This window comes from Flavobacteriaceae bacterium HL-DH10 (genome assembly GCA_031826515.1).
In the GTDB taxonomy this organism is placed as follows: Bacteria; Bacteroidota; Bacteroidia; order Flavobacteriales; family Flavobacteriaceae; genus Thalassobellus; species Thalassobellus suaedae.
The window spans coordinates 2,532,888-2,558,386 of the sequence record CP134536.1; the positions used below are offsets into that span (position 1 = coordinate 2,532,888).

Consider the following 25,499-nt stretch of genomic DNA (forward strand, 5'->3'; position numbering starts at 1 on the left):
ACATGGCAGATATAATTCAGCTTTTACCCGATCATGTAGCAAATCAAATAGCCGCTGGAGAAGTTGTGCAACGCCCAGCTTCAGTAGTAAAAGAACTTCTTGAAAATGCTATTGATGCAGGAGCTACTTCAATAAAACTTATTGTAAAAGACGCGGGAAAAACACTTGTGCAAGTTATTGATGATGGTAAAGGCATGAGTAATACGGATGCACGATTGAGTTTTGAACGCCATGCAACTTCTAAGATTCGTACTGCCGATGATTTATTTCAATTACATACAAAAGGTTTTCGAGGTGAAGCTTTAGCTAGTATAGCTGCTATTGCACATGTAGAATTAAAAACAAAACAAGAAAGTGATGATGTTGGGAATGTTATTGTTATTGAAGGCAGTAGTGTAACGTCGCAGGAAGTCATTGTAACGCCAAAAGGCTCTTCTATTTCTGTTAAAAACTTATTTTTTAATATTCCAGCACGACGTAATTTTTTAAAGTCGAATACCGTAGAATTACGCCATGTTATTGATGAGTTTCATCGTGTGGCATTGGCGCATCCAAATATTAGTTTTGCACTTTATAACAACGGAAGTGAATCATTTAATTTACCAATTAGTAATTTTAGACAGCGTATTGTAAACGTTTTTGGAAATAAAACGAATGAAAAATTAGTGCCTGTTGAAGAGGATACCGAGGTGCTTAAAATTTCGGGGTTTGTTGGTAAACCAGAATTTGCTAAAAAATCTAGAGGCGAGCAGTATTTTTTTGTGAACAATCGTTTTATTAAAAGTGCGTATTTAAATCACGCTATTTCTTCGGCTTTCGATGGTTTGTTAAAAAATGGCACACATCCAAGTTATTTTTTAAATCTAACGGTAGATCCACAAACTATTGATATTAATATTCATCCAACAAAAACAGAAATTAAGTTTGATGATGAGCATACGCTTTATGCGTTATTGCGTTCGGCAGTAAAACATAGTTTAGGGCAGTTTAATATTGCACCTGTGTTAGATTTTGAACGCGATCCTAGTTTAGATACACCATATAGTTATAATAATAAAGATAAAGCAGATACGCCTAAAATAGAAATAGATAGAAGTTTTAATCCGTTTAAAGAAGAAACAGACTCAAGAGCCAGAGCCGTAGCTTATAAAAAAGAACCCGCTTCAAGTTGGGAAAGTTTATATGTGGGATTGGAATCTAAAGGCACTAAAACCAATCAAGATTTTAGCGAAGTGCGTTTTGAAAGTGAAGCAGAAACGGTATCTGTATTTAAAAATGATAAAGATGTAGAACATATTCACACCACGTACCAGCTTCATAATAAATATATTGTAAGTACCATTAAATCTGGGATGATGATGATCGATCAGCATCGAGCGCATCAACGTGTTTTATATGAAGATTTTCTTAAAAACTTAACGGTTAAAGAAGCGATGAGTCAACAATTGTTATTTCCTCTTCAACTTCATTTTTCAAATCAAGAAATAGTTGTTATTCAGCAATTAAAAGATGATTTAGAACATACTGGGTTTATGTTTTCTAACATTAGAGAAGAGTTGGTAGAAATTACAGGCGTACCAGTTGGTGTTCCAGAAAGTGAGGTTTCTATAATTTTAGAACAATTAATAAGTGATGTTGAAAATGAAGTGCCAGATAGTAACTTTAGTGCGACCGATTTATTAGCAAAATCGATGGCTAAAAGTTTAGCTATTAAAACAGGGCAGTCATTACAAAAAGACGAACAAGAGCATTTAGTGAATAAGCTATTTGCTTGTAAAGAACCTAATGTATCACCTACTAATAGAGTAACCTTTATTACAATGAGTGTTGATGAATTAGATAAAAAATTTATATAGATTATGATGAGGATTTCAGAAACCGTTAAACATTTAATAATCATTAACGTGATTATGTTTATTGGTACATTAATGATTGGAAATGGTGAATTGTTTTATGAATGGTTTGCTATGTATTTTCCAAAAAATGATGCCTTTAAACCTTGGCAAATAATAACTCATATGTTTATGCACGGTGGTGTTACACATATTTTATTTAATATGTTTGCCCTTTGGATGTTTGGTACACCTGTTGAACAAGTTTTAGGATCTAAACGTTTTTTGTTTATTTATATTTCGGCAGGATTGGGAGCGGTTGCCATGCAGTTAGGCTATTACTACTTTGATTATTATCCATTAATAAATAATATTTCAGATTTGGGTTTTTCAAGTGATGTTGTTAAGCAAATAGTTAATTTTGATATAGTTGATTACAATATTAATGGAGGTGGATTTTTTAGTAAAGAAATATTTCAAGAAAAACTTTTTCCTTTATTAGCTAGCAATAATCTGGATACTAGTTTGATTAATCAGAATTCATTTAATAATTTATATGAAATGAATGTCATTGTAAACAATAGTGCAATGGTGGGAGCATCAGGCTGTATTATGGGTGTTATGGCTGCTTTTGGTATGATGAATCCTAATGCAGAATTAATGATGATCTTTTTGCCAATTCCTATAAAAGCTAAGTACTTTATTCCTGGTATTATTATTTTAGATTTAGTTTCAGGTTTAACAGGGCAATCATTCTTTAGTCCTAGTAATACGGCATATATGGCCCATGTTGGTGGTGCATTAACAGGATTCTTGATTATGTGGTATTGGAAAAAAACACAGTTTAATAGAAATCGTTGGTACTAATGACGTCACTCTCTCAAGACATAAAAGAAAAACTATCTAATCTTAATGTATTAGAAAAAATTATTGCTGTTAATGTGGTGGTTTTTGTAGTTGGTTTACTTTTTAAAAGATATTTAGGTTGGTTAGAATTACCTAGTGATTTAGCCGATTTTATTTTAAAACCTTGGGCTATTTTTAGCTATGCGTTTTTACATTATAATTTCATACATATTTTATTTAATATGCTATGGTTATATTTTATAGGACGTATGTTTTTAAACATGTTTAGTCCAAAGATGGCTTTAAATGTTTATTTTTTAGGAGCTATCTCGGGAGGTTTATTATTTATGCTTTGTTATACATTGTTCCCTAGCGTATTTGGGGTTAATACACATTTAGTTGGAGCTTCGGCAGCGATTAGGGCTTTATTAATATTCCTTTGTGCGTATATGCCTAATCAAGAGGTTCGGTTTTTTACGTTTAATATAAAGCTTTGGCATATAGGTTTAGCTATTGTGGTTATTGATGCTATTGGGGTTGTCGCTGGACTTAATGATCCTTTAGGTAATTCTGGAGGTAATTTAGCGCATTTAGGTGGGGCTTTACTTGGTTATTTATATGCTAAACAATTAATCAAAGGAACTGATATAGGTAAAGGTTTTGAACGTTTTATAAGTAGTATTTCAAGTCTATTTAAAGCTTCAAAAAAGTCGCCTTTAAAAACGGTACACAAAAACAAAAGTAAAGTTGGTGGTTATACTAAAGCTGATTTTAATGAGTTTAATGATCAGAAAAAAATTGATGTTATCTTAGATAAGATTAGTAAAAGTGGTTATGATGGTTTAACAGCTGAAGAGAAGGAATATTTATTTAGAGCTGGGAAGAAATAGAATGTTGTCTCTAAAAAAATAAGAAGTAAATGAAAAAGTTGCGTTTTATTGATAAAATAATCTATTTAATCAATGTTGTTTTTGCAGTTTTGTTATTGTTTTTTTATGCTTTACCTTTTTTGCCTCCTAAAACATTTTCTATATTATCAGTTTTTAATTTAGGGGTTTCTTTTATTGTTTTAATTAATGTTTTGTTTTTTATCTATTGGTTAGTAAAACTCAAAAAACAATTCATGGTGTCTCTTGTAATTCTATTACTTGGTTATTTGTCTTTTGGATCCTTATATGAATTTTCATCCTCTAATAAAGTTGAAAATTCTCAGGATATTAAGGTCATGAATTATAATGTGAGGCTTTTTAATTTGTATGATTGGATTCCCGAACAAGGAGTTGAGACTAAAATTTTAGACTTTATAAAAACTGAAGCTCCAGATGTTTTAGGTGTTCAAGAATACCATCCACATAAAAATATAGATTTTTCATTTTTCAAGTTTAAGTTTGAAAAACTATCAGGTAAGAAAACAAAATACGGACAAGCTATTTTTTCTCAATTTCCCATAGTTAATTCGGGTTCTATAGAGTTTCCAAATACTGGTAATAACGCTATTTTTGCTGATGTTGTAAAAGGTAGCGATACGATACGATTTTATAATATTCATTTAGAATCGTTGCATATTAATACGAAGGTTGAGAGTCTAAAAAAAGAAGATTCTGAGCGTCTTTTTAAGCGCATAGGAACAACTTTTAAAATGCAACAATTTCAAACAGAATTGTTTTTAATGCATAAAAAGCAATGTAAATATAAAATGGTTATTTGTGGCGATTTTAATAATACAGCATTCTCGTATGTATATAGAAAAATTAAAGGTGATTTAAATGATACGTTTAAAGAAGCTGGTAATGGTTTTGGACGTACTTATGAGTTTAAGTTTTTTCCGGTAAGAATTGATTTTATTTTTGCTGATGATGCTTTTGCTGTTAAACATTTTGAGAGTTATGAAGCGCATTATTCAGATCATTATCCTATTATGGCAACTTTAAGTCTGGATAAATAAGTTTGTCATTCCTGCGAAGGCAGGAATCTATTCATAAAGACTTAATATGGTATTACATAAAAGAGCAATCTACAAAATCAGAAAAGATATGTATAACTAAGCCTAGCGCTACTAATCTAGATTTTTTAGGAACTAAAAGGAATACATAAAACAATATAGCAAAATAGGAGTGAAGTGGGTGAAAACCAATACTACATCTATTCGGGTCGAAAATAGGATTTGCCACTAGATGATCTAAATCTATTAATATACCTGCAATCATAATTAAAAAGGCGGTTTTCCAAGTTTGTTTATAACAAACTATAGCCACAAGTAATGGAATGAGAATATGACACCCGTAATGCGCAATGGTTTGTAGCATTATTGAACTATTATAGTTTGAGATTCTAGATAGTTTAATGCATTAGGACCTTCATTAAATAGTAAATCTAAAATACTTAAATTAGGAATAAAGTTATGCTTCTCATTAAAAACTTGTGTGTAAGTATCAAAAGCATAAGGCTGTTCTTTTTTTGCATTTACTAAATATCTAAAATCTGATAAGCCATCTATAGTGTTTTGATAGATTTTTGTTTTTGATGTGTTTAATTCTAATTGTAAACAATCACAAATAACTTCAAAACATTTTAAATTAAAATCGAAAATATAATCTGCTTTTAATTCAAATAAAGGTTGAAGTTCATCTTCATAATATTCAAAAAAAGGTGATGTTCTGTATGCTGAAAGTAGTGATTTCCAATGCTGACTTTGCCATTTTTCTTCTTTAAAAATTTTTACATCTCGATATTTTTGACGATTTTTTTGTGAATGAATTACAGGAATATTTAAAGCTAGTTTTCCATTAGCACCATATATATAAGTGCGATTTCTATAGGTTTGCTTTAAAAAATTATCATCAAACTCGAGTATTACTTCCTTGGCTTTTGCCATAGCAACAAAATGTGCAATGTTTGGAAAGTATGTTGGATGAATAATGATTTTCATTTTCACTGTCTTTCCTGCAAAGGCAGGAATCTTATCTTTGAAACTAAATTTTACTACTATGGATTCCTGCCTATGCAGGAATGACAAACCATTAACAAATTAGCTATTCTTTTTACGTGCTCGCCATTTATTAAAACCTATGAAACCAAATAATAAAACTATAAACGGAATTAAATATGATGTTGCTTTTCCTGAGCCACTTACTGTTGTAAAGAAGCGTTCCCATCTAGGATTTTTACCATCCCAGCTCATCCAAATAAATACAGGTTTCCCAACTACATGGTCAAAAGGTACAAACCCCCATGATCGTGCATCAATAGAGTTATGGCGGTTGTCTCCCATCATCCAATAGTAATTTTGTTTAAAGGTATACGTGGTTGCTAATTCACCATTAATAAAAATTTGATTGCCTTTTACTTGTAGCGAGTTGCCTTCGTATTCTGTAATAGCGCGTTTATAAAGCGGTAAGACCTCTAGGTTTATATCAATTGTTTTTCCAGCTTCGGGTATGTATAAAGGTCCAAAAAAGTCGATATTCCAATTGTAATTTGGATCGTGAGGAAAAATATTAGAGTCTCTAACACCCTTTTCTTTTATAATAGGAGTAATATTGGCAACATTAGGATGATTTTTAAATTTAGCCAATGCTTCATCTGATATAGCAGAAAAATAATAGGTATTTTGATTATTTATTATACCAAAACCATCAGTAATATCGTAACGGTCTTTTAAATATGTTGGATTAAATTGATTTGTTTTTGGTTGTACATAGTAGCTAAATTGTAAATGAGCTCTATCTGGTAACTCATTTTTCTTGCCATTGATGTAAACAAAACCATCACGAACTTCTAAAGAATCTCCAGCAATAGCAACACAACGTTTTACTAAATTAGTTTTCTTATCAATAGGTTTATAATAATTTCTATCAGGGTGAAAATCATTCATATTCAACAGGGTATCTGCTGGCTGATTAAATACTACAATCTCGTTTCTTTTAATTTTTTCAAATCCTGGAAATCTTAAATATGGAAGTTGCAGTTTATTTATCCATGAATGACTTCCCTTATGATCATCGAATAAATACGATTTATTTTTTAAAACAGGTATGGTATCATGTACCATTGGCGCTCCAACAGTTGTCATTGGTACTCTGGCACCATAATGAAATTTGCTTACAAAAAGAAAATCGCCAACTAATAACGATTTCTCTAATGATGAAGACGGAATGGTAAACGGTTGTATAAAATAGGTGTGAACTATAGTTGCTGCTACAATAGCGAATAGAATAGAACTTGTCCATTCTCCAGAACCTGATTTCGGATTAATATTTCTATCTTTAACATGTTCTACATTGGTAAAATAATTTAAATAGTAGTTGTAAAAACCGAGTGTAATAATAGCTAAAAAAGTGTCTATAAGTTGGTTTTTTCCAAAACTTCTTGCTGTTTCCACCCAAACGACTATAAACATAATAAGGTTTACAATAGGTAAAAACAGAAGAATAACCCACCACCTAGGACGATTCATGATTTTCATTAATACAATGCCATTGTAAACAGGAATAAAAGCTTCCCATGCTTGTCTGCCTGCTTTAATATATAGTTTCCAAGTACCTAAGCCATGAATGACTTGTATAATTAGGATGAAAATAAACCATTGCATTAATGTCATAATCGTAATTTTTAATTTTTTGTTAGTAGTTGTACGGCTTTATGTTGTTACACAAAACTTTAAGTATTAACCAATATTTAACACATCGTTCATTGTAAAAACGCCAGTTTTTCCAACAATCCATTCGGCTGCAATAACAGCACCAAGAGCAAACCCTTGTCTGTTATGTGCAATATGCTCTATAGTAATTGTATCAACTTCACTTTCATAATTAACCGTATGTGTTCCAGGTACGTCTTCAATACGTTTAGCTACAATTGGAATAGTAGCTTCTTCTTTAGTTGAATCTAATTCCCAAGCTTTAAAATTAGTATTAAATTCGATAATATCATTTGCTAATGAAATTGCGGTACCGCTTGGAGCATCTAATTTTTTAGTATGATGAATTTCTTCCATAGAAACATTGTATTGTTTCAAAGTACTCATCATTTTGGCTAAGGTTTTATTCAACTCGAAAAATATATTAACTCCTAAACTATAATTAGACGCATAAATAAATGCGCCCTTTTTTTCTTTACATAAAGCCACTGCATTATCATAATTTTCTAACCAGCCTGTTGTTCCAGAAATAACAGGAACATTGTTATTTAAACAATTAGATATGTTATTGAAAGCAACGTTAGGAATGCTAAAATCTATAGCGACATCGGCTTTTGTGATATCGTAATCTTTATCATCTTTATCAACTTTTAAAACAATATTGTGTCCACGTTTAATGGCAATTTGTTCTATGGTTTGTCCCATTCTTCCGTATCCTAGTAAAGCAATGTTCATATTAAAATTTAAAATTTAAGGTTAATCCGAGATTGCCTGTAGCATCAATCTCATTAATGTTATAGTGTGGTGCCAAAGATAAGTTTTCATCGACATTAAATTGCATTAAATGCGACGATACATTGGCTTCTATAATATTTAAAGCGTAAATACCAACAATAGCTAAAAGCGACATTTCTTTGTTTTTTCTGTAGAATTTTTGAGCTCTTTCGAGACCTTCGGTAGTTACTCTAGGGGTGTCTAAAGGTTCGCCTTGAGAATTAAGATAAAACTCATCATTTTTAAAACCAGCTAATCTGCTTTTATAAGCATCTCTATATCGGTTGTATTCTTTATTGTTGTTGGTGTAAAAATAGATTCCAGTACCTAAAGCAGCATAAACAAGAGGGATTTTCCAATACTGTTTATTATAAGCTTGTCCTAAACCAGGCAAAACAGCAGAATAAAAAGCAGCTTTAGCTGGAGATAACGGATTCATAGGATTGTTAATACTAACAAGTGAATCTGTAACAATCTCTTTCTTAAGTTTTTGTTTTTTTGTTTTTTTTTCTTGTCCAATTATTGAAAAGCAAAAAAGTAATGTAAATAGACTTGCTATTATGAATTTATTTGGCACCTTGAACTAATTTTTTAATCCGGTTAAAATCTTCTTCAGAATGAAAAGGAATCGTTATTTTTCCTTTACCGTTCTTTGAGACTTTAACGTCAATTTTATGACCAAAGTATTCTGAAAAAGTGCTCATACCTTTTTTTATAAACTTAGGCAGTTCTTCGGCATCTTCTTCTTTGTTCTTTGAAGGTACTTTTACTTCATCATTGTCATTAAAGTTGCGTACCATAACCTCTGTTTCTCTAACAGATAACTTATTAGATAATACTGTTTCATAAATATCTAATTGTGTTGCTTGGTCTTCAATAGTTATTAAAGCGCGACCGTGTCCCATAGAAATAAAGCCATCACGCATACCTGTTTGTATGATAGGGTCTAATCTTAATAAACGTAAATAGTTTGTAATGGTTGAACGTTTTTTACCAACACGTTCGCTCATTTGTTCTTGCGTTAAATTAATTTCATCAATTAAACGTTGGTATGATAAGGCAATTTCGATAGGATCTAAATCTTGACGTTGAATGTTTTCAACGAGAGCCATTTCTAATGATTCCTGATCGTTAGCGATTCTTACATACGACGTAATTGTTTCTAGACCTAATAATTTAGAAGCTCGAAAACGACGCTCCCCAGAAACCAATTGATATTTGTTGAATCCTAATTTTCTAACGGTTATAGGCTGAATAATACCTAATTCTTTAATAGAAGAAGCTAGTTCTCGTAACGATTCTTCACTAAAATTAGTTCGAGGCTGAAAGGGATTGACTTCTATAAAATCAATATCTAATTCAATAATATTACCAATAACTTTATCAGCATTTTTATCTTGAACAGATTGTATGTCGTTGCTAGGGTCGCTTAAAAGTGCCGATAAACCTCTACCTAAAGCCTGTTTTTTTGTTGCCTTAGCCATAATTTAGGAGTTTTTATTGATAATTTCTTTTGCCAAACTTAAGTAATTACTAGCTCCTTTACTAGAAGCATCATAATTAATTATACTTTCACCATAGCTTGGAGCCTCACTTAAGCGCACGTTACGTTGTATTATGGTTTGAAAAACCATATCGTTAAAGTGTTTTTGTACCTCTTCAACAACTTGGTTAGATAATCGTAAACGCGAATCATACATAGTTAATAATAAGCCTTCAATATCTAATTCTGGATTGTGAATTTTTTGAACACTTTTAATTGTGTTTAGTAATTTTCCTAAACCTTCTAATGCAAAATATTCGCACTGTATTGGAATTATTACAGCATCAGCAGCAGTTAAAGCATTTAGTGTTAACAGCCCTAAAGAAGGCGCGCAATCAATTATAATATAATCATAATCGTTTTTAATTTCTATTAACGCCTTTTTCATCATATATTCCCGTTCGTCTTTATCAACAAGCTCTATTTCAATAGCAACTAAGTCGATATGCGACGGAATAAGGTCTAAGTTCGGTGTTTCGGTTTTAATGATAGCTTCTTTTGCAGAATTTGAATGTTCTAAAAGTTGGTAGGTTCCTATTTCAACATTTTCAACGTCAATTCCAATTCCAGAAGTTGCATTTGCTTGAGGGTCAGCATCAATAAGTAATACTTTTTTTTCTAGAACGCCAAGCGAAGCTGCTAAATTTATAGATGTTGTTGTTTTTCCAACACCTCCTTTTTGATTAGCAATTGCAATGATTTTACCCATTAAATGATTTGGTTTTATTAATGGTAAAAATACGATTATTTATGAGGAATAAAAATGGAATTTGTTAACAGCCAGAGTTTAATTATTAAAATAAATAAATTTAGTTGTAAAAATGAATTTGTAGCTTCACTTATGGCATTTTAACTTGTTATTTGATATGAAATTATCCGTTTTTATTTTTGAGGTATTTTATTAAAATCAACTTTCTCAACAGGTTTGTCAAAATTCACTTTTGAGAAATCTATGTTAAAAAGATTAGCATAAAATAAATCGAAAGCAACGTATGATGCTAAAAATTTATCGGAAAGTACATTTCTGTATTTTGTGTTTAGAGGTGCCCCAAATAACTTTGGACTCATACTATTTGTTGATATTAGCGCATTAAATGTTGTTTTTAAATTTTTGTCTTTTATGTTGTCTGCTATGCATTTAATGAGTTTGCTATTGTAGTTTAAATGACTTTTTGTATTGTTAGCATCCCATAAATCGTTGTCTTGCTTTAATGCTTTAAAAATATTTGAAGTATGTTCTGAAATTATTTCTTCATATTTAACGTTTCCATAAGTAGCATTTCTTATAAATTGGCTATAAGCCTGGATTAAAGAAAAATTAGGTTTGTCTTTGCTATAAAAAGTTAAGATATCATCTTCAAATGAATACAGTGCTTCATTGTATAATTTTGAATTTATATCGCTACAGGTTAGAGCAATGGGTTTTTCTGAATATTTAAATTCGGTTAACGTGTTTTCGTTTTTACAACTTAATAAGGTAATTCCTAAAAATAAAGCAATAAGTTTTAAATTTGAGTTCATGTTAAAGTTCATTTTTTAATCGTTTTTGTTCTAATGTTTCTGATAATCGTTTTTCTATTATAGGTTCAATCAATGTTTTTCTTTGATTGGTTTTTACAAAAGGATAAATTTCCAGTTCATTTTTCATTGTATCATCTGGGTTAGCATGTTTGTTAGTGCCTAATAATATGCATTCCCCTTTGTCAAATAGTTGTTGCTCTTTTGTTGCACTTTCCTTGATTTTCCGTTGTATAGTGCCTGCTTTTAATTGTTTTAAAAAGCCACCATTTTTTTCAATGTCTTTAAAAAGTTCTAAGGCTTTTTCGGCTAATTGATTTGTTAACGATTCAATATAATAAGCTCCATCAGTAGGATTATCAATTTTATCAAAATAGCTTTCATGCTTCAAAACTAATAGTTGATTTCTTGCAATACGCTCACCAAATGCATTGTCTTTATGAAAAATGGCATCGTAAGGTAAATTACAAATAGTATTAGCCCCACCTAAAATAGCGCTCATGCACTCTGTAGTGGTTCGCAACATATTAGTGTTATAGTCGTATAATGTTTTATTGCGTATTGATGGTGTTGCTGAAATATGACAATTAGTGTTGATTTTATATTTGGAAGCTACCGTTTTCCAGAGTAGGCGAAGGGCCCGTAGTTTCGCAATTTCGAAAAAATAATTGGAGCCAACAGCGATGTTAAAATTAACATCAATAGATTGTTTTACATCTTTAGTAAGATTGGTATCCAGATAATTTAAATATTCGTTTGCATGAGCCAAAGCATAACCTAATTCTTGTACGATAGTAGCTCCAGAATTTTGATATAATGATGCGTTAATGCTGAAATACTTGGTTTGTGTTATTATAGATTCAAATTGCGAAAAGTCGCCCTTTATATTGTTAAACCAGTTTCCTGTTTTTGCAAGATTTCCAATAATATCTGTATGATAATACACTTTGGCTTCCGCTGAAATAAAAGCATTTTTTTCAATAAAATTAGAAGATAGAAAGTGTAATTCAAAATGAATTGAAGTGGTATCTAAATCAATATTTTTTAATAAATTTTCAATTGAAACAGTTTCAGATGGAATAATAAACTTAATACTATTGGCGCCTTTATTTATGGCATTTATTGCTTTTAGGTTTGATTTTTCAATATTAGCGACATAAATAGATTGACAAATTTTCCATTCAGTTGCTTTAGTGCCTAATGATTTTTGAAGTTCTTTTAAATCATCGGCATGATAAAATGGTTTTACCGAAATGTCTTCATTTGATATCCAAATCAAGGTGTTGTTGTAGTCAGCTCCTTTTAAGTCAAACTGAATTTTTTGTTTCCATTGTTTTGAAGAAACCGAATCAAATTCGTTAAATAACTGTTTAGTCATTTTGCTTTACTTTTAAACTGTCTTCGTATTCAATTATAAAAATTTCTTCATTGTCACGTTTCATATAATATTCTTCGCGAGCAAATTTTTCTAAACCTTCTTCTGTACTTAATTTTTTTATTGCTTTTTTGTCTTTTTCAATTTCTCTTTCGTAATATTTTTTTTCAGCTTCTAGGTCGTTAATGTCGTTGTTTAATTCATTATGAATAAACCAAGAATTAGTGTCAAAAAAAATCATCCAAGCACCAAAAATTACTAGAATTAAAATGTACCAGTTTTTAAATGGTTTTAAATATTTATTTTTATTGAATTTTGCCACTTATAGTTTCTCGTTTATAATGGTTCGAACAATGTCTACCGCAACCGTGTTATATTTATTGTTTGGGATAATGATATCTGCATACTCTTTCATAGGCTCTATAAACTGATCGTGCATGGGTTTTAACGTTGTTTGGTATCTTGCTAAAACTTCGTCTATGTCTCTACCACGTTCAGTTATATCTCGTTTTAATCTCCGTATTAATCGTTCATCGGTATCGGCATGCACAAATATTTTAATATCAAAAAGATCTCGTAATTCTGGATTGGTTAAAATTAAGATCCCTTCAACGATCATTACTTTTCTGGGGTAGGTTAAAATAGTGTCACCAGTTCTATTATGTTTAACGAACGAATATATGGGTTGGTGTATAGGTTGATTATTTTTTAATGTTTTTAAGTGATTCGTTAAAAGATTAAAATCTATAGATCTTGGGTGATCAAAGTTTATTTTAACTCGATCCTCATATGATAAATGAGTGGTGTCATTATAATAAGAATCCTGAGAAATGATACCTACTTCGCCTTCAGGCAGTTCATTTAGTATTTGGTTTACAACGGTGGTTTTTCCGCAACCAGTACCACCTGCAATTCCTATAATTAACATGATATGTTCTTTAATTAGCTTTTCACAAAGTTAGTTAAATGTATAGTTTTATAAGTGTAATCACTTTTATTTTTTAATTTTAGAAACTTCTTCTTCTGTTACTATTTTATCGTTTTTGTTACCCCAACTGTTACTTATATAGTTCATTACATCTGCAACTTCATCATTACTTAAACCTAAAGCTGCCATAACATTGTTGTATTTTTCGTTATTGACTATTATTTCGCCATTTAATCCAAATTTAATAGCTTTAATACTGGCTTCTCTATTTTTTAATAAATAGTCTGAATTTGCAAGTGGAGGATAGATTTTTTTTACTCCAGTTCCATTTGGTAAATGGCAAGAGATACAAAAATCAGTGTATATTTCACTACCTCTATCTACACTTGCTTTTAAAGCATTATTTTGGGAATTGCATGACAATGATACAGTTGCTAATAAGCTTAAAAAAAATATTTTCATGTGTTTTAAATTATTGTTTTTTTATTGGTTACATGTAACATTCATTTTATCATTTCGTTGGGTATCGAAAATTTAGTTATGAATGTTTCATAATTTTATTTATTTGGGATGATTTTCACGATACCTTTTCCTTCAATAGCTACATAAATATACCCGTCTGGACCTTGAATTACATTTCTAACACGCCCCATGCCGTTTAATAGTTTTTCGCGTTTTATAACTTTATTGTTTTTTAGCTCTAATCGCTCTAAATAAGAAAATTTTAATGAGCCAACCAGAATGTTGCCTTTCCATTCTGGATAAATATCAGATGAAATAAATGTCATTCCGCTAGGGGCAATAGATGGTACCCAATAAAAAAGAGGTTGTTCCATGCCTTCTTTTTCTGTAATATCGGTAAAAGGCGTTCCACTATAATTGATACCATAAGAAATAATAGGCCAACCATAGTTTTTTCCTTTTTCTATAATATTTATTTCATCGCCACCTTTTGGACCATGTTCATTAACCCAAATGGCTCCAGTAATTGGATTTTTTGCCATGCCCTGTGGGTTTCTATGTCCGTAACTAAAAATAGCAGTTTTTGCATTTGGAGTGTCAATAAAAGGATTGTCTGAAGGAATACTTCCGTCATCATTTAATCTGTAAATCTTACCACAATCTCTAGTAATATCTTGCGGATTTACATCTCGTTGTCCACGTTCTCCAATAGAAAAATATAAGTAGCCTTCATTGTCAAATTCAATACGAGAACCAAAATGTTGCCCTTTTTTAGAGTTAGGACTCGCCTTGTATAGCATCTGTTTTTCAATTAATGTATCGTCTTTTAGTTTTGCGCGCATAATGGCTGTGTTCCCACCGTCGCCCTCACCTTCAGAAGATACGTAGGATAAATAAATCCATCCTGTATTTGGGTAATCTGGATGTAATTCAATATCCAATAAACCTCCTTGACCACGGACATAAACCTCTGGAACGCCATCAATAGTTGTTTTTTTATCATTTTTAAAGCGAATGATTTCTCCAGATTTTTCAGTTATAAGCATACTGCCATCAGGTAAAAATACCATGCCCCAAGGAATATTTAAATCTGGAACAACAACTTCTGTTGTATAATTTATATCTATAGGATCTTCTGCTTTTATTTCAGAATCGGTTTGTTGTGCACATGCAGAACAGGTGATAAATATTAGAACAAGTATAGAGTAAATCTGTTTCATTTTGTTTTTTGATTTAATATACATTAAAAAATATAATTTAAGCTAATGCCAGTATAATAATTATTGGGATTCCCAGGGTAGTAGTAACGTGGTGCATTGCCACCAAATCCTGAAGCATTTATTAATATTTGAGACGCATAGGTTTCATTAAAGATATTGTTTAAACCAATATATAGATTCAATTTTAGCTTTTTATTAAGATTTTTTTTGAATCCAAACTTAAGATTTGTTAGGTTATAACTGTTAGTGTATAAGCTATTAGAGTCTGTTATTGGCATACGTCCTATATATTGAAAATTTATATTTCCATAGAACCCTACAGTTGATTCGATATCCATACCTGCATTAAAAATTTTAGAAGGAACACCTGTTAAATCATTTCCAGAAAAATCATTTTCATCATCAATAAATTCTTTGAAGGTGAAATTATTATATGTATAATTTGTGAAGGTGCTTATTGTTAAGGCTTCATTCTGTAACCATATATAGTTTAAAGATATTTCTAAACCATCATGTTGCGTTTTTCCTGCGTTGATACCAATATATTCATCTTCAGCAATACGTCTAGAAACCAGAAGGTTTTTTATGTCTAAGCGGTAGATAGCAAGGTTAAATTGTAACTTTTTATTAAGTGTAGAACCACGTGTTCCTATTTCAAAATTCCAACCAGTTTCAGGTTTTAGATTAGTGTTTATTTGTCCGTCTGGTAATAAGGTTTCTGATAGTGTAATAGGAGAAAAACCATGACTTATATTTGAAAAAAGACTCACATTATTTGAAATTAAATGCGATATACCAAGTTTTGGAGATAGAATGTTTTTGAATTTATAACGACCTGATTGATCGGTATTAGTTTCTGAAATTGTAAATCTATCATCTAATTTATAAGACGTTTCATTTAAGTTTAAGCCAATTGAAAGTGTTGTATTTTCTGAAAACTCATAATTAGTTTCAAAGAATAGATTATAATAATTTCTTTTTTCTTTAAAATTTGACAATTCTAAACCCTTAACACTTCCTATGCCAGAAGGGAAATCTTCGTATAAGTTTTCAAAAGTTTTGTATTTATAATCGTCCTTAAAAAGTTCACCACCAAAAGTGTAATCTAGTTTTTTATTAAACAGTTTTGTTTGTCCTAAAAACCTAGAACGCATTCCAATTCCGATAGTATTTTCTTTTAAAATATTAAAAGGTCTAGGCTCATAAGCATTTCTAAAAGAAGAGAAAATACTTGTTATTTGCTTTAAACTATTAGTGTACTCATGTTTCCATGATAAACCAAAAACACCTCTTTTTGAATCTTCAAAGCCCTGAGCTTGTTTCCATGTAAAGGCCGCAGACTTTGGATTATTTATAAACGCAGATTCATTTATTGAACTTGGAATAAAAGCTTTTAAATCGACATAGCTAGCTAAAAATGAAATCTCATCTTTTTTTGTTAAAAAATGATTAGAGCTTAAGGTAAATGTTTGCCTGTCATATTTATTATTCTCTCGGTAGCCATCACTATGTGTATTACTATAAATAGCACTGTAACTGTTTTTGGCTGTACCATGATTTAAGTTAATGATTCCTTTTGTTAATCCAAAGGATCCAATTATTAAATCATTATTAATACTCGATGTATTTAAATAAGCGTTTTTAGGTGTTATGTTAATAGTCCCACCAAGTCCTGCACCATATTCGCTAGAGGTCGTTCCTTTTATAATTTCGAAACGAGATATAGATGCTAATTCAAAATCTTCAATATTAGTTTCTCCGCTGCCATTAGTTAATGGAATATCTTTAAAATATGCTCTAATTTTTGCCGTACCAAATAAATTTCTTGATCCAATGCCTCTAATAGTAATTCTATTGGTGTTAAGTGCTCCACTTTGCATAAAAACCCCTGGTGTTCTATTTAAAACAGAGGCGAAGTTTATACTATTTGAGCGTTCAATGTCTTTTAATGAAATTAAGCTAATTGATTTTGTTGACTTTTTTAGTTTTTTAGGAATATGATTTGCATTAATAATAATTTCATTTAATTCTGAAGGATTAATGCTTAATGCAATAATATAATATTTGTCTTTTTTTAATGAAACAACTTTGTCAAAATAACCTGCTTTTTTTAAAATATAAGTTCCTGCCTTTAATATCTTGAAATATTCATTTGAGTTTGACATTAAAGAATCGTTTGTTTGACTATTAATTATTTTAACATCATGCAGAGTTTCTTTACTGTCATTATCAATTATTTTAATTTGACCATAACTGAATAAAGTTAGACAAATAGCAAGTAAAGTGAGTAGTTTTAATTTTTTAGAATACAACTGGAATCATTTTTTGTTTGATATGCTAAATTATAGATTTTAAATAGTTATTTAGTTTTATTCTTTGTTGAATATTTTCTTTAAAAATTAATTTGTAAAATGAATAAATAAAGTATATTTGCAGCCTGTTACAAGATAACCAATTCGGGGTGTAGCGTAGCCCGGTTATCGCGCCGCGTTTGGGACGCGGAGGTCGCAGGTTCGAATCCTGCCACCCCGACTTAATAAAAAGCCTTACTAAAATTAGTAAGGCTTTTTCTTTTTATGTTAGTCCCATCCTGAAATAGGGATACACTAAACCTTTAGTGTTATGAAAACGGGTCATTCCTAATTGTTGTGTTTAAGCAAAAATTGTAGTTAATCTAAAAAGGAAGAACTCTACATTTTTAACACCTCTAATCCCAATAGTTATAGGGAGAGCCATAAAAGCTTTTATTTTCGCATTATAAGATTCAGCAGAAGCGTTAGTGCTTCTATTGATAAAATAATTAAGTATAGACCCATAGTTTAGAGTTATTGTATTTGCTATTGTATTAAATGCTCTAAAACCAGATTGTTCGACATCCTTGTGTCAATGAGCAAGTTTTGTGTATGCTATTTCTAGTGATTTTGCAGTATTGAAGATGGTTCTGAGTCCTTGAACTAAATTGAAAGCGGTTTTAATATCTGGATATTCTTGAAACAGTATTTTACTTCTCTCATATTGATTTTGTGTCCAGTTTTGAGGTGCTTTGTAGAGTAAATATCTACTTCTAGCTAAGAGCTGTTTTCTGGTATCTTCATTACAAAACAGCTGCGGTTTATATGCTTTATTATCGATTTTAGCTTCCTTTATTTCCTGATTCTCCAAGTCTATAGCGTCCCACCTATGTTTTATTCTAATATCTTGTAATGCTTCTAGGGCAAGCTTTTGTACATGAAATCGATTTGTAACCTGTATGGTTTTTGAGATTGATCCACTAAAAAAATAGAAATTATTCATAGTCTGTTTAGGTAATTTCATTAAATTTAATCCACATATTTAAATCGTTTTCTTAACAAAAAGAAATAACATGCCCCATTTTTTTATGAACTCGACCTTAATTTTGGTCGGTATTATTGGCTTATTTGTAATATCACTCATGCTATTTTCGTATAGGTCAAATATTTTCGTGAATATATATTTGGTGATAATTTTTATTCTATGCTCTATTAGGAGCATCATTATTGGCTTATTTGAAATAATAAATACTAACTCAATACTCACTTCAAAATATATTTCACCAATATACCTAATTGTAGTGCCTTCTTTATATCTGTACTTTAAATCTTTAACCAAAGATTATGAACGTGTTCATAAAAAAGATTTAATCCACTTTTTATATCCAGTTTTGAATTTAGTTTTGAATTTTGGTCAAGAATATTTTCCGATTTTAAAGAACCAGTCCATTGAAAATATACGGTTTATAAGCTTGAATGTGTTCATATTGGTTTATATTATCCTATCCTGTAATATTCTTTACAATGGCTTATGGAGATTGGATGTAAACAAATCTGTTGAAAAAAGACATTATCTTCTTATTAAAAATTGGACACTATTTATTTTTACAATTTCCTCATTTTTATTTTTACGAATTTTATATTCAATTCATTCTGAAAAAATTTCGGGTGAATTATTAAGAGCACAAAACTATTCCTTCTTGGTTGTCATACCTTGGTTTCTCGTTTATGGTAAAATTTTGATTCATCCAGAAATTTTATATGGTTATCCAGATCTGAAAAGAAGGGACATAGAAACTCTAAACCAAATTAACATTAATGATCATGTCTGGATATTTGATTCAATACGTGTTTCAAATCTTAAGGACAGTAAGGTGAGTGACAATATAGAGAAAAGAGTATTGCCTTATATATCTGATATTGAAAATTTTGTGAACAAAGAACACCCTTTTAGAAATACTAAATTTTCATTTCCTGATTTTGCAAAAGCAATAAACATCCCTAAATGCCATATATACTATATCTTTAAATATCACGCAATAGTTACTTTTGAGGAATACAAAAATTACTGTAAAATAAAAGATGCTCTAAAACTTATTGATGAAGGATATTTAAATACCTTAACTTTGGAAGAGTTATCTATTAAAGTAGGTTTCAGTTCATATAATTTGTTTTCTACCTCTTTTAAAAAACTAACCAAACTGGCACCAAAGGAATATTTAAACCGCCAAAACAATCTTAAATTACAGAATTCCGGTATTATAGTATTTAATTAAGGATTAGTCTCCAAAACTAAGAGGCTTTTAATAATTTGAAACTTTTAGTTAATATAATATTCTCGAAAAGCGAACCTCTTTAAAAATGAAGTAAGCTCGACCATAGCGAGCGCAGTAGTCTTATATTAGAATTTCTTTGTTCAGAATATCAAAAAGGCACTTTATAATCCATTGTCTGTTGCTTAATGATATTCTTTGCAAAGGTATTAATGTTCCTTTTGTTTTTACCAAAAATTGTGATCATTGCACTGTCTGGGTCGCATAGGCTATTGATAAGTATTTTTTCGTTGATGGATATTATTGTGATTTGCTCTTCCCAACTGAAAGGAAAAGTACCCCCTTCTCTTGTAGCAATAGTATAATTTGATCCAACATCGACGAGGTGCCATCTCAACTATTTGGATGTCATGTAAATGGCACTGTTAATTTCACTAGCAGTTAGGTTTGCCAGTATTGACTTGAATTTTAATTTTTTGTTTTGAGTTATCAATACAACCGTAGCAATTGACAGTCCTATTAATTCAACTGCCAATATGTTGTGCTGAATGAAATCTACCAATTTTCCAATCAGGATCAAAACGAAAAAAACCAATAAATAAAATGCAATGCCAAAATAGGTCAACTTATCCTTAAAATTTAATTGGATAGTTTTATCGGATATAATTTTATTGATATCAGTATTGACCATTTTATTGGATAACATTAAGACAAATCAATGAATACTAGTGTCCTATAATTTATCCTAATCTTTTTAAAGTTACAAAATTATATTCAATTCGAAGGGTAATATTTACAATATTTATGAATGGACTACATTGATTTATTTTTTAAAGGGAGAAAATCGATCGTTTTAAAGTTGTGGATTTAGAGACTGAAGAGCAAGTAGAATCCTTAAATTTAAAAATGCAGCAAGCTCAGCCAAAGTGAGCGCGGTAGCTTAAACACTTCGATTATGTTAATGCACCCAGTGTTTATAAGGGTTTTCGAAGGGGTTAACATAATTATGGTATTTTTTGCATGGAATAAAAATGATTTAATACTTGTTAACTGATTGTACTTTAATTTTTTACAATAAAAACAAATTATGTAATGTCGCTTTAGTGCATTGCCCTCTTGCTCTACAACTTCTTAGTTGCCCAGAATAGAATAAACTTAGAAGTGAGTCCATTTATAAGGCAATGAAGCTTTGATGGTAGAAGACAGCGAAGTACGGTTTTTCGAAAGGTTTTGAAAGGTTTTTTCCTTCGCCTAGACTTCCCTAGCTTTATAAATATCTATAATTCTGGTTAAATAAGGCGAAATGAGCGATAATTAATATGTTATGGGCATTAATTTATATTGTTTCCTTGAAACTTCGTGTAAATTCGCCTACATAAGTCTCTCAAAGAATTAATAAAGTGCGTTTAGGAATAAACTAATTGATTGATACTATAGATAATTTAGTTTCAATTAAAGAATAAAACAGACATGTAGAATGTCAAGACTATTAAAAACTTGATGAAGGATTTATTAAAAATTTTGGTGTGATTTATATGAGCTTATTCATAACCATAATTTTGTTGTTGTTATTTCTTCCTTCAATTAACCAGTCAGGTTTTGCCAATTCTAGCATAACATCAAAGACGGTATTTTTTATTTATACGCTCCTTGTTATATTAAGTTTTTACTTATTCAATATAGTCTTCAACAAAAGCAAAATACTTTCATTAAAAACATCAAAGATTGATATTTCTGTTTCTGCAATATTCATTTTTATCATTGTCAACAGGTATATTTTACAATCCAATTATGGGTTTTCTATCCGATTTATAGAATTATTAGGATTAGGGCTTTTATATGTAATATTAAGAAATATGCCTTCTAAAAGTATTATCTGGCTTTTGTTTGCTATCGTTGTTTCTGGTATTGTACAGGCCGTTTATGGTAATTTACAATTATTAGGCTATTGCCCTTCAAACCATTCGGGGTTTAAAATAACGGGGAGTTTTTTTAAACCAGGTCCGTATGCCGGTTTTCTAACGGCGGTCTGGCCCATTGCGTTTGGAATGTACCTGTTTAAGGACAATGTCTTTGGGCATGTACAAATAAAAAGCAGATCAAAGGCTATATATAGGATAACACTAGCTCTTTTTGAATACATCCCTTTATTGGGAATAATATGTATTGTGCTGGTAATCCCTGCGACTTATTCCAGATCCTAATGGCTGGGCATATTGCTGAGCAGCATTATTTTAATAGAGTACAGGTACCATATTTTAAGTGTCTTTTTTAAAAACAGTAACGGACTAAAAAAAAGCATTTTAATAATGGCTTCCATAGGGATCGTTGGTGCAGGGCTATTTGGTATTTATCACTTTAAAAAAGATTCGTCCGATGGGCGTGCATTTATTTGGAAAGTAACAACGGAAATCATGGCAGACGCTCCCGTTTTTGGAGTAGATTTCGATAGGTTCAAGGCGAACTACATGAACTACCAAGCGGATTATTTTGAAAAAAATGGCGAGACCCCAGAAGCCTTGGTCGCCGATAATACGTATTATGCGTTTAACGAATGGTTGCAATATGCCGTGGAAAATGGCCTTACGGGAGGCGTGTTTTTAGCCCTGTTCCTATATGCGCTATTTAAAGTCAATGTGGACAAAAAGGAGCAATTCATGGTAGCGATTTCATTCTCGGGACTGCTTGCAATAAGTGGTTTTGCCCTTTTTTCATACCCTATGCAAATACTGCCCATAAAAATGATAATTGTCATTCTTTTGGGATTTTTATCGGTCCTGGATAGAAGAAAGTATAAAATTTTAAATATCCAAAATAAACCACATATACCTGTATTTTTTAAAGCAACCGTTTTTATTCTAGGAACCATCGGAATTGTAAAAGGCGTTGAATACGCAAATAGCCTGGACAGGGGCTTTGAGACTTGGCAAAACGCTCTAAATAAGTATCGATATGGAGATTATGATGGCGCTTTGGAAGATTATGCAAAAGCCTACCCTGTTTTCAGGAAAGAAGGAGACTTTTTAATGAACTATGGTAAAGCACTATCTATAGCGGAGCAATACGGTAAAGCCGTTGGGATTTTGGAAGAAGCAAAGCAGCATTTGAATACAACCATTATAGAAACAGCTTTAGGCGATGCCTATAAAGGACTGAAACAATACGATAAAGCAGAAACTGCTTATTACCATGCCGTCACGATTTTATCCATTGTATTTACTAGTAAAACTTTATGATGAAAACAGAGAAAAAAACAAAGCGGTTGTATTAGCAAGGGATATATTAAAAAAGGAAGTTAAAGTGTCCTCAACAGCTATCAAAGAGATAAAAGCGGAAATGAGGAACATTATTGATACAAATAATAATGACAAACAACATTAATAACAAGTAATTATGCGCAACACATTAATTGACATTAACTTATCCCAATACAGAAATTACCTTTCTTTGGTCTTATTGCTTCTACCAATCATGTTGTTACATGCACAAAACACCTCCGACCAATTAGCAAATCAATTGCACGAGTTATCAAAAAACCATGCTTCAGAGTCTGTGTATGTACAAACCAGTAAAGGCATTTATGAAACCGGAGAAGATTTATGGTTTAAGGGCCATGTGCTGAACAGTCAATATTTAACGCCTTCAATACAGAGCAAAACCCTGTATGTTCAGCTTTTAGAGAGCCAAACAAAAAAAGCTGTTTGGGAAGAAAAGTATGAAATAGAAAACGGTTTTGTAAACGGACACATTTATGTGCAAGACACCTTGCAAGAAGGAAGTTACACTCTAGCCGTTTATACACCTTATTCATTTTATAATGATAAACAGCCTATAACGTCTATTCGTGAGTTGCAGATCGTAAAGAACATTACAGACTACCATCAATCAAAAAATAAGGACACTTTTGTAAAAACAGAAACCAAAGAAACCACCATCGATTTTCAGGTATTTCCGGAAGGCGGTCATTTAGTCTCTGGAATAACAAGTACCGTGGCCTTTAAAGCTGTAGACTCCCAAGGGCATCCAAAAACAGTATCGGGAACCTTGTATGAGAACAATAACCCAAAAATCAGTTTTAAAACAACGCATGCTGGTATGGGACGCTTTAGCTTTATTCCAGATAACAGCAAACACTATTATATAGAACTGGATTCAACAAGTATAAAAAAACAATATACTTTACCAGCTATAAAAACCAAAGGTTATGTTTTACAATTGGTTGGTAATACCAAAAAGAATTTAACCTTTAAAGTTTCAAAAAACACAAGCCATAAAGAAACGGTGTATCTAAGGGTTCAAGTGAGAGGTGTGGCGTATAGTGTTGCCAAAGTAGCAATAGCCAAAGAAAGGCTAATAAAAATTCCTTTAGAAGATATTCCCCAAGGCATAGCGGAAGTAACCTTGTTTGACCAAGAGCTTGAATCTGTGGCAGAACGCCTTGTGTATGTAAACCAAGACCAAAAGTTAAACATAAAGGCAGTATTAGATAAAGGAGAATACTTAATCAAAGGCAACGTCCAATTAAAGTTAAAAGTAACCGATCAACACAATAACCCTGTAGTTGCCCATTTAGGATTAAGCGTTTTTGATGCGTTTTATAATAACCTAGAAGATTCTAAAACTATAGAGAGCCATTACCACCTATCTGCCCAGTTAAAAGGGAGGTTATACAACCCAAGTTATTATTTTAATCCAGAGAACACCAATAGATATCAGGGATTGGACTTACTGCTTTTAACCCAAGGATGGCGGTGTTATGGATGGAAAGAGCAAAACCTGAAATCACAAAACACATTAAAAACAACACAGTTAACTAATGGGGTAGAAGGTGAGTTTACTTATATAAAGAAAGGTAAAAAGAGCCCTGAGCAAAGTTTTATAATTGTTTATGATCCGCTTGAAGAACAAATCAAATCAATGGTCCCTTTAGATACTAATAACAAGTTTGTTTTAAAGCCTTCCCATTTAAAAATGGGTAGAAGGTTATTTATTAAACATTTTGGCACAAAAAAGGATAAGGTACTAATTTCTGTTAAAAATCCTTTTATGACCATAAATAACATAAAAAAACTAAAGGATTATGGCTACCCAATAGAACCAGTTACAGAGAAAAGAGAAGTCAACGAAACTAAAACACTTAAATGGCAATCTATAAAAGATGCCATTAAATTAGACGAAATAGAACTAGTAGCTAAGAAAAGAGGTGTTGTTAAAAGAGATAAATATTTAGCAAAATTGGATAGTTTGGCTAAGCTAGAAATGGCTGGCGTCGATTACGTATGCAAGCTTGATAATTATTTTAATTGCCCAATTCATTCTTTTGGTGATAATAGTAAAAGACCCGTAGAAGAAGAAGTATATTTAGAGCTCCAAGTTAAGGAAGGAGGGCAATTTGTTACAGGGGTTGCTCCTGTCGATGGGCAAGTGTTTAGAAACCCTGAACTTCCAGCATACCGTTATCCAAAATTAACAGATGCGTATCTTTTAGAAAAGTTTAATATAATACAGACAAAAGGGTATTATACTAAAAAAGAATTTTATAATCCAATATATGATAAAACAGAACAAACCGATGGTTTTCCAGATTATAGAAACACGCTGTATTGGAAACCTGATATTTTGACCAATAGTAAAGGAGAAGTCCAATTAGAATTTAGTGTTTCCAGTATCAACTCCAAATTTATAGGCGTTATAGAAGGTGTAAGTGGCAATGGCGAATTAGGAAGACAAACCTTTGAATTTCACGTTAGAAAAAGAGAATAAAAACCTCTGAGGTTAAAAATTGATAAGATACAAAT

Annotated in this window: 21 protein-coding genes, 1 tRNA gene and 1 pseudogene; 8 read left to right on the forward strand and 15 right to left on the reverse strand. The window is 31.2% G+C overall.

Going from position 1 to position 25,499, the window contains the following annotated elements; all coding sequences use genetic code 11:
- Positions 1-2 precede the first annotated feature (2 nt).
- The 4 genes from mutL to RHP49_10870 are packed head-to-tail and all read left to right on the forward strand — an operon-like array spanning position 3 to position 4,623.
- The gene (gene mutL / locus RHP49_10855) at positions 3-1,856 is read left to right on the forward strand and encodes a DNA mismatch repair endonuclease MutL (GenBank protein WNH11403.1); all 1,854 of its coding nucleotides are present in this window, start codon (positions 3-5) and stop codon (positions 1,854-1,856) included.
- Positions 1,857-1,859: 3 nt separating this feature from the next.
- Complete coding sequence (locus RHP49_10860) at positions 1,860-2,699, forward strand: rhomboid family intramembrane serine protease (GenBank protein ID WNH11404.1); 840 nt, start codon at positions 1,860-1,862, stop codon at positions 2,697-2,699.
- Positions 2,699-3,568, forward strand: coding sequence for a rhomboid family intramembrane serine protease (locus RHP49_10865; GenBank protein ID WNH11405.1), 870 nt, complete (start codon positions 2,699-2,701; stop codon positions 3,566-3,568). Before RHP49_10860 ends, RHP49_10865 begins: the two co-directional genes overlap by 1 nt.
- 29 nt (positions 3,569-3,597) lie before the next feature.
- Entirely contained in the window at positions 3,598-4,623 is a 1,026-nt protein-coding gene (locus RHP49_10870; protein WNH11406.1) for an endonuclease/exonuclease/phosphatase family protein, read from the forward strand.
- Positions 4,624-4,675: 52 nt separating this feature from the next.
- Here RHP49_10870 and RHP49_10875 read toward each other — a convergent pair whose 3' ends face one another.
- The 14 genes from RHP49_10875 to RHP49_10940 all read right to left on the reverse strand — a co-directional run bounded on the left by RHP49_10875 (position 4,676) and on the right by RHP49_10940 (position 17,449).
- Positions 4,676-4,984 carry a DUF6122 family protein gene (locus tag RHP49_10875; GenBank protein ID WNH11407.1) on the reverse strand — a complete coding sequence of 103 codons (309 nt, stop codon included), beginning with the start codon at positions 4,982-4,984 and terminating at the stop codon, positions 4,676-4,678.
- Entirely contained in the window at positions 4,984-5,607 is a 624-nt protein-coding gene (locus RHP49_10880) for a WbqC family protein (protein ID WNH11408.1), read from the reverse strand. Before RHP49_10880 ends, RHP49_10875 begins: the two co-directional genes overlap by 1 nt.
- 99 nt (positions 5,608-5,706) lie before the next feature.
- A complete protein-coding gene (gene lepB / locus RHP49_10885; protein WNH11409.1) occupies positions 5,707-7,278 on the reverse strand; it encodes a signal peptidase I in 1,572 nt (523 codons plus the stop codon).
- Positions 7,279-7,344: 66 nt separating this feature from the next.
- Positions 7,345-8,052: a 4-hydroxy-tetrahydrodipicolinate reductase gene (dapB, locus tag RHP49_10890; protein ID WNH11410.1), complete on the reverse strand. Its 708-nt coding sequence runs from the start codon at positions 8,050-8,052 to the stop codon at positions 7,345-7,347.
- A 1-nt stretch (position 8,053) separates the two neighbouring features.
- Entirely contained in the window at positions 8,054-8,668 is a 615-nt protein-coding gene (locus RHP49_10895; GenBank protein ID WNH11411.1) for a DUF5683 domain-containing protein, read from the reverse strand.
- Positions 8,658-9,575 carry a ParB/RepB/Spo0J family partition protein gene (locus tag RHP49_10900; GenBank protein ID WNH11412.1) on the reverse strand — a complete coding sequence of 306 codons (918 nt, stop codon included), beginning with the start codon at positions 9,573-9,575 and terminating at the stop codon, positions 8,658-8,660. Before RHP49_10900 ends, RHP49_10895 begins: the two co-directional genes overlap by 11 nt.
- A 3-nt stretch (positions 9,576-9,578) precedes the next feature.
- Entirely contained in the window at positions 9,579-10,343 is a 765-nt protein-coding gene (locus tag RHP49_10905; protein ID WNH11413.1) for an AAA family ATPase, read from the reverse strand.
- A 173-nt stretch (positions 10,344-10,516) separates the two neighbouring features.
- Complete coding sequence (locus RHP49_10910) at positions 10,517-11,155, reverse strand: hypothetical protein (GenBank protein ID WNH11414.1); 639 nt, start codon at positions 11,153-11,155, stop codon at positions 10,517-10,519.
- Position 11,156: 1 nt separating this feature from the next.
- Positions 11,157-12,530, reverse strand: coding sequence for a methylmalonyl-CoA mutase subunit beta (locus RHP49_10915; GenBank protein WNH11415.1), 1,374 nt, complete (start codon positions 12,528-12,530; stop codon positions 11,157-11,159).
- Positions 12,523-12,849, reverse strand: coding sequence for a septum formation initiator family protein (locus RHP49_10920; GenBank protein ID WNH11416.1), 327 nt, complete (start codon positions 12,847-12,849; stop codon positions 12,523-12,525). Before RHP49_10920 ends, RHP49_10915 begins: the two co-directional genes overlap by 8 nt.
- Entirely contained in the window at positions 12,850-13,455 is a 606-nt protein-coding gene (gene udk / locus RHP49_10925) for a uridine kinase (protein WNH11417.1), read from the reverse strand. It abuts the gene before it with no gap.
- A gap of 66 nt (positions 13,456-13,521) precedes the next feature.
- Positions 13,522-13,917: a cytochrome c gene (locus tag RHP49_10930; GenBank protein WNH11418.1), complete on the reverse strand. Its 396-nt coding sequence runs from the start codon at positions 13,915-13,917 to the stop codon at positions 13,522-13,524.
- A 95-nt stretch (positions 13,918-14,012) separates the two neighbouring features.
- Entirely contained in the window at positions 14,013-15,137 is a 1,125-nt protein-coding gene (locus RHP49_10935) for a PQQ-dependent sugar dehydrogenase (protein WNH11419.1), read from the reverse strand.
- A gap of 23 nt (positions 15,138-15,160) precedes the next feature.
- Positions 15,161-17,449 carry a TonB-dependent receptor gene (locus tag RHP49_10940; GenBank protein ID WNH11420.1) on the reverse strand — a complete coding sequence of 763 codons (2,289 nt, stop codon included), beginning with the start codon at positions 17,447-17,449 and terminating at the stop codon, positions 15,161-15,163.
- A 145-nt stretch (positions 17,450-17,594) separates the two neighbouring features.
- On the opposite strand from RHP49_10940, the gene RHP49_10945 reads away from it, so the two are divergent.
- A tRNA-Pro gene (locus tag RHP49_10945) sits at positions 17,595-17,669 on the forward strand.
- A gap of 120 nt (positions 17,670-17,789) precedes the next feature.
- Here RHP49_10945 and RHP49_10950 read toward each other — a convergent pair.
- Positions 17,790-18,452: pseudogene (locus tag RHP49_10950) on the reverse strand (transposase).
- A gap of 514 nt (positions 18,453-18,966) precedes the next feature.
- On the opposite strand from RHP49_10950, the gene RHP49_10955 reads away from it, so the two are divergent.
- The 3 genes from RHP49_10955 to RHP49_10965 all read left to right on the forward strand — a co-directional run bounded on the left by RHP49_10955 (position 18,967) and on the right by RHP49_10965 (position 25,464).
- A complete protein-coding gene (locus tag RHP49_10955) occupies positions 18,967-19,704 on the forward strand; it encodes an AraC family transcriptional regulator (protein WNH11421.1) in 738 nt (245 codons plus the stop codon).
- 2,213 nt (positions 19,705-21,917) lie between these two features.
- A complete protein-coding gene (locus RHP49_10960) occupies positions 21,918-22,937 on the forward strand; it encodes an O-antigen ligase family protein (GenBank protein WNH11422.1) in 1,020 nt (339 codons plus the stop codon).
- 157 nt (positions 22,938-23,094) lie between these two features.
- Positions 23,095-25,464: a hypothetical protein gene (locus RHP49_10965; protein WNH11423.1), complete on the forward strand. Its 2,370-nt coding sequence runs from the start codon at positions 23,095-23,097 to the stop codon at positions 25,462-25,464.
- The last annotated feature ends 35 nt before the right edge of the window (positions 25,465-25,499 follow it).

Excerpts from the sequence above, each read along its gene's own strand:
- udk (WNH11417.1), bottom strand. The coding sequence starts at position 13,455 with ATGTTAATTATAGGAATTGCAGGTGGTACTGGTTGCGGAAAAACCACC.
- RHP49_10910 (WNH11414.1), bottom strand. The coding sequence starts at position 11,155 with ATGAACTCAAATTTAAAACTTATTGCTTTATTTTTAGGAATTACCTTA.
- RHP49_10930 (WNH11418.1), bottom strand. The coding sequence starts at position 13,917 with ATGAAAATATTTTTTTTAAGCTTATTAGCAACTGTATCATTGTCATGC.
- RHP49_10860 (WNH11404.1), top strand. The coding sequence starts at position 1,860 with ATGATGAGGATTTCAGAAACCGTTAAACATTTAATAATCATTAACGTG.
- RHP49_10965 (WNH11423.1), top strand. The coding sequence starts at position 23,095 with ATGCGCAACACATTAATTGACATTAACTTATCCCAATACAGAAATTAC.
- mutL (WNH11403.1), top strand. The coding sequence starts at position 3 with ATGGCAGATATAATTCAGCTTTTACCCGATCATGTAGCAAATCAAATA.
- RHP49_10865 (WNH11405.1), top strand. The coding sequence starts at position 2,699 with ATGACGTCACTCTCTCAAGACATAAAAGAAAAACTATCTAATCTTAAT.
- dapB (WNH11410.1), bottom strand. The coding sequence starts at position 8,052 with ATGAACATTGCTTTACTAGGATACGGAAGAATGGGACAAACCATAGAA.
- lepB (WNH11409.1), bottom strand. The coding sequence starts at position 7,278 with ATGACATTAATGCAATGGTTTATTTTCATCCTAATTATACAAGTCATT.
- RHP49_10870 (WNH11406.1), top strand. The coding sequence starts at position 3,598 with ATGAAAAAGTTGCGTTTTATTGATAAAATAATCTATTTAATCAATGTT.
- RHP49_10915 (WNH11415.1), bottom strand. The coding sequence starts at position 12,530 with ATGACTAAACAGTTATTTAACGAATTTGATTCGGTTTCTTCAAAACAA.
- RHP49_10935 (WNH11419.1), bottom strand. The coding sequence starts at position 15,137 with ATGAAACAGATTTACTCTATACTTGTTCTAATATTTATCACCTGTTCT.
- RHP49_10875 (WNH11407.1), bottom strand. The coding sequence starts at position 4,984 with ATGCTACAAACCATTGCGCATTACGGGTGTCATATTCTCATTCCATTA.
- RHP49_10905 (WNH11413.1), bottom strand. The coding sequence starts at position 10,343 with ATGGGTAAAATCATTGCAATTGCTAATCAAAAAGGAGGTGTTGGAAAA.
- RHP49_10880 (WNH11408.1), bottom strand. The coding sequence starts at position 5,607 with ATGAAAATCATTATTCATCCAACATACTTTCCAAACATTGCACATTTT.
- RHP49_10900 (WNH11412.1), bottom strand. The coding sequence starts at position 9,575 with ATGGCTAAGGCAACAAAAAAACAGGCTTTAGGTAGAGGTTTATCGGCA.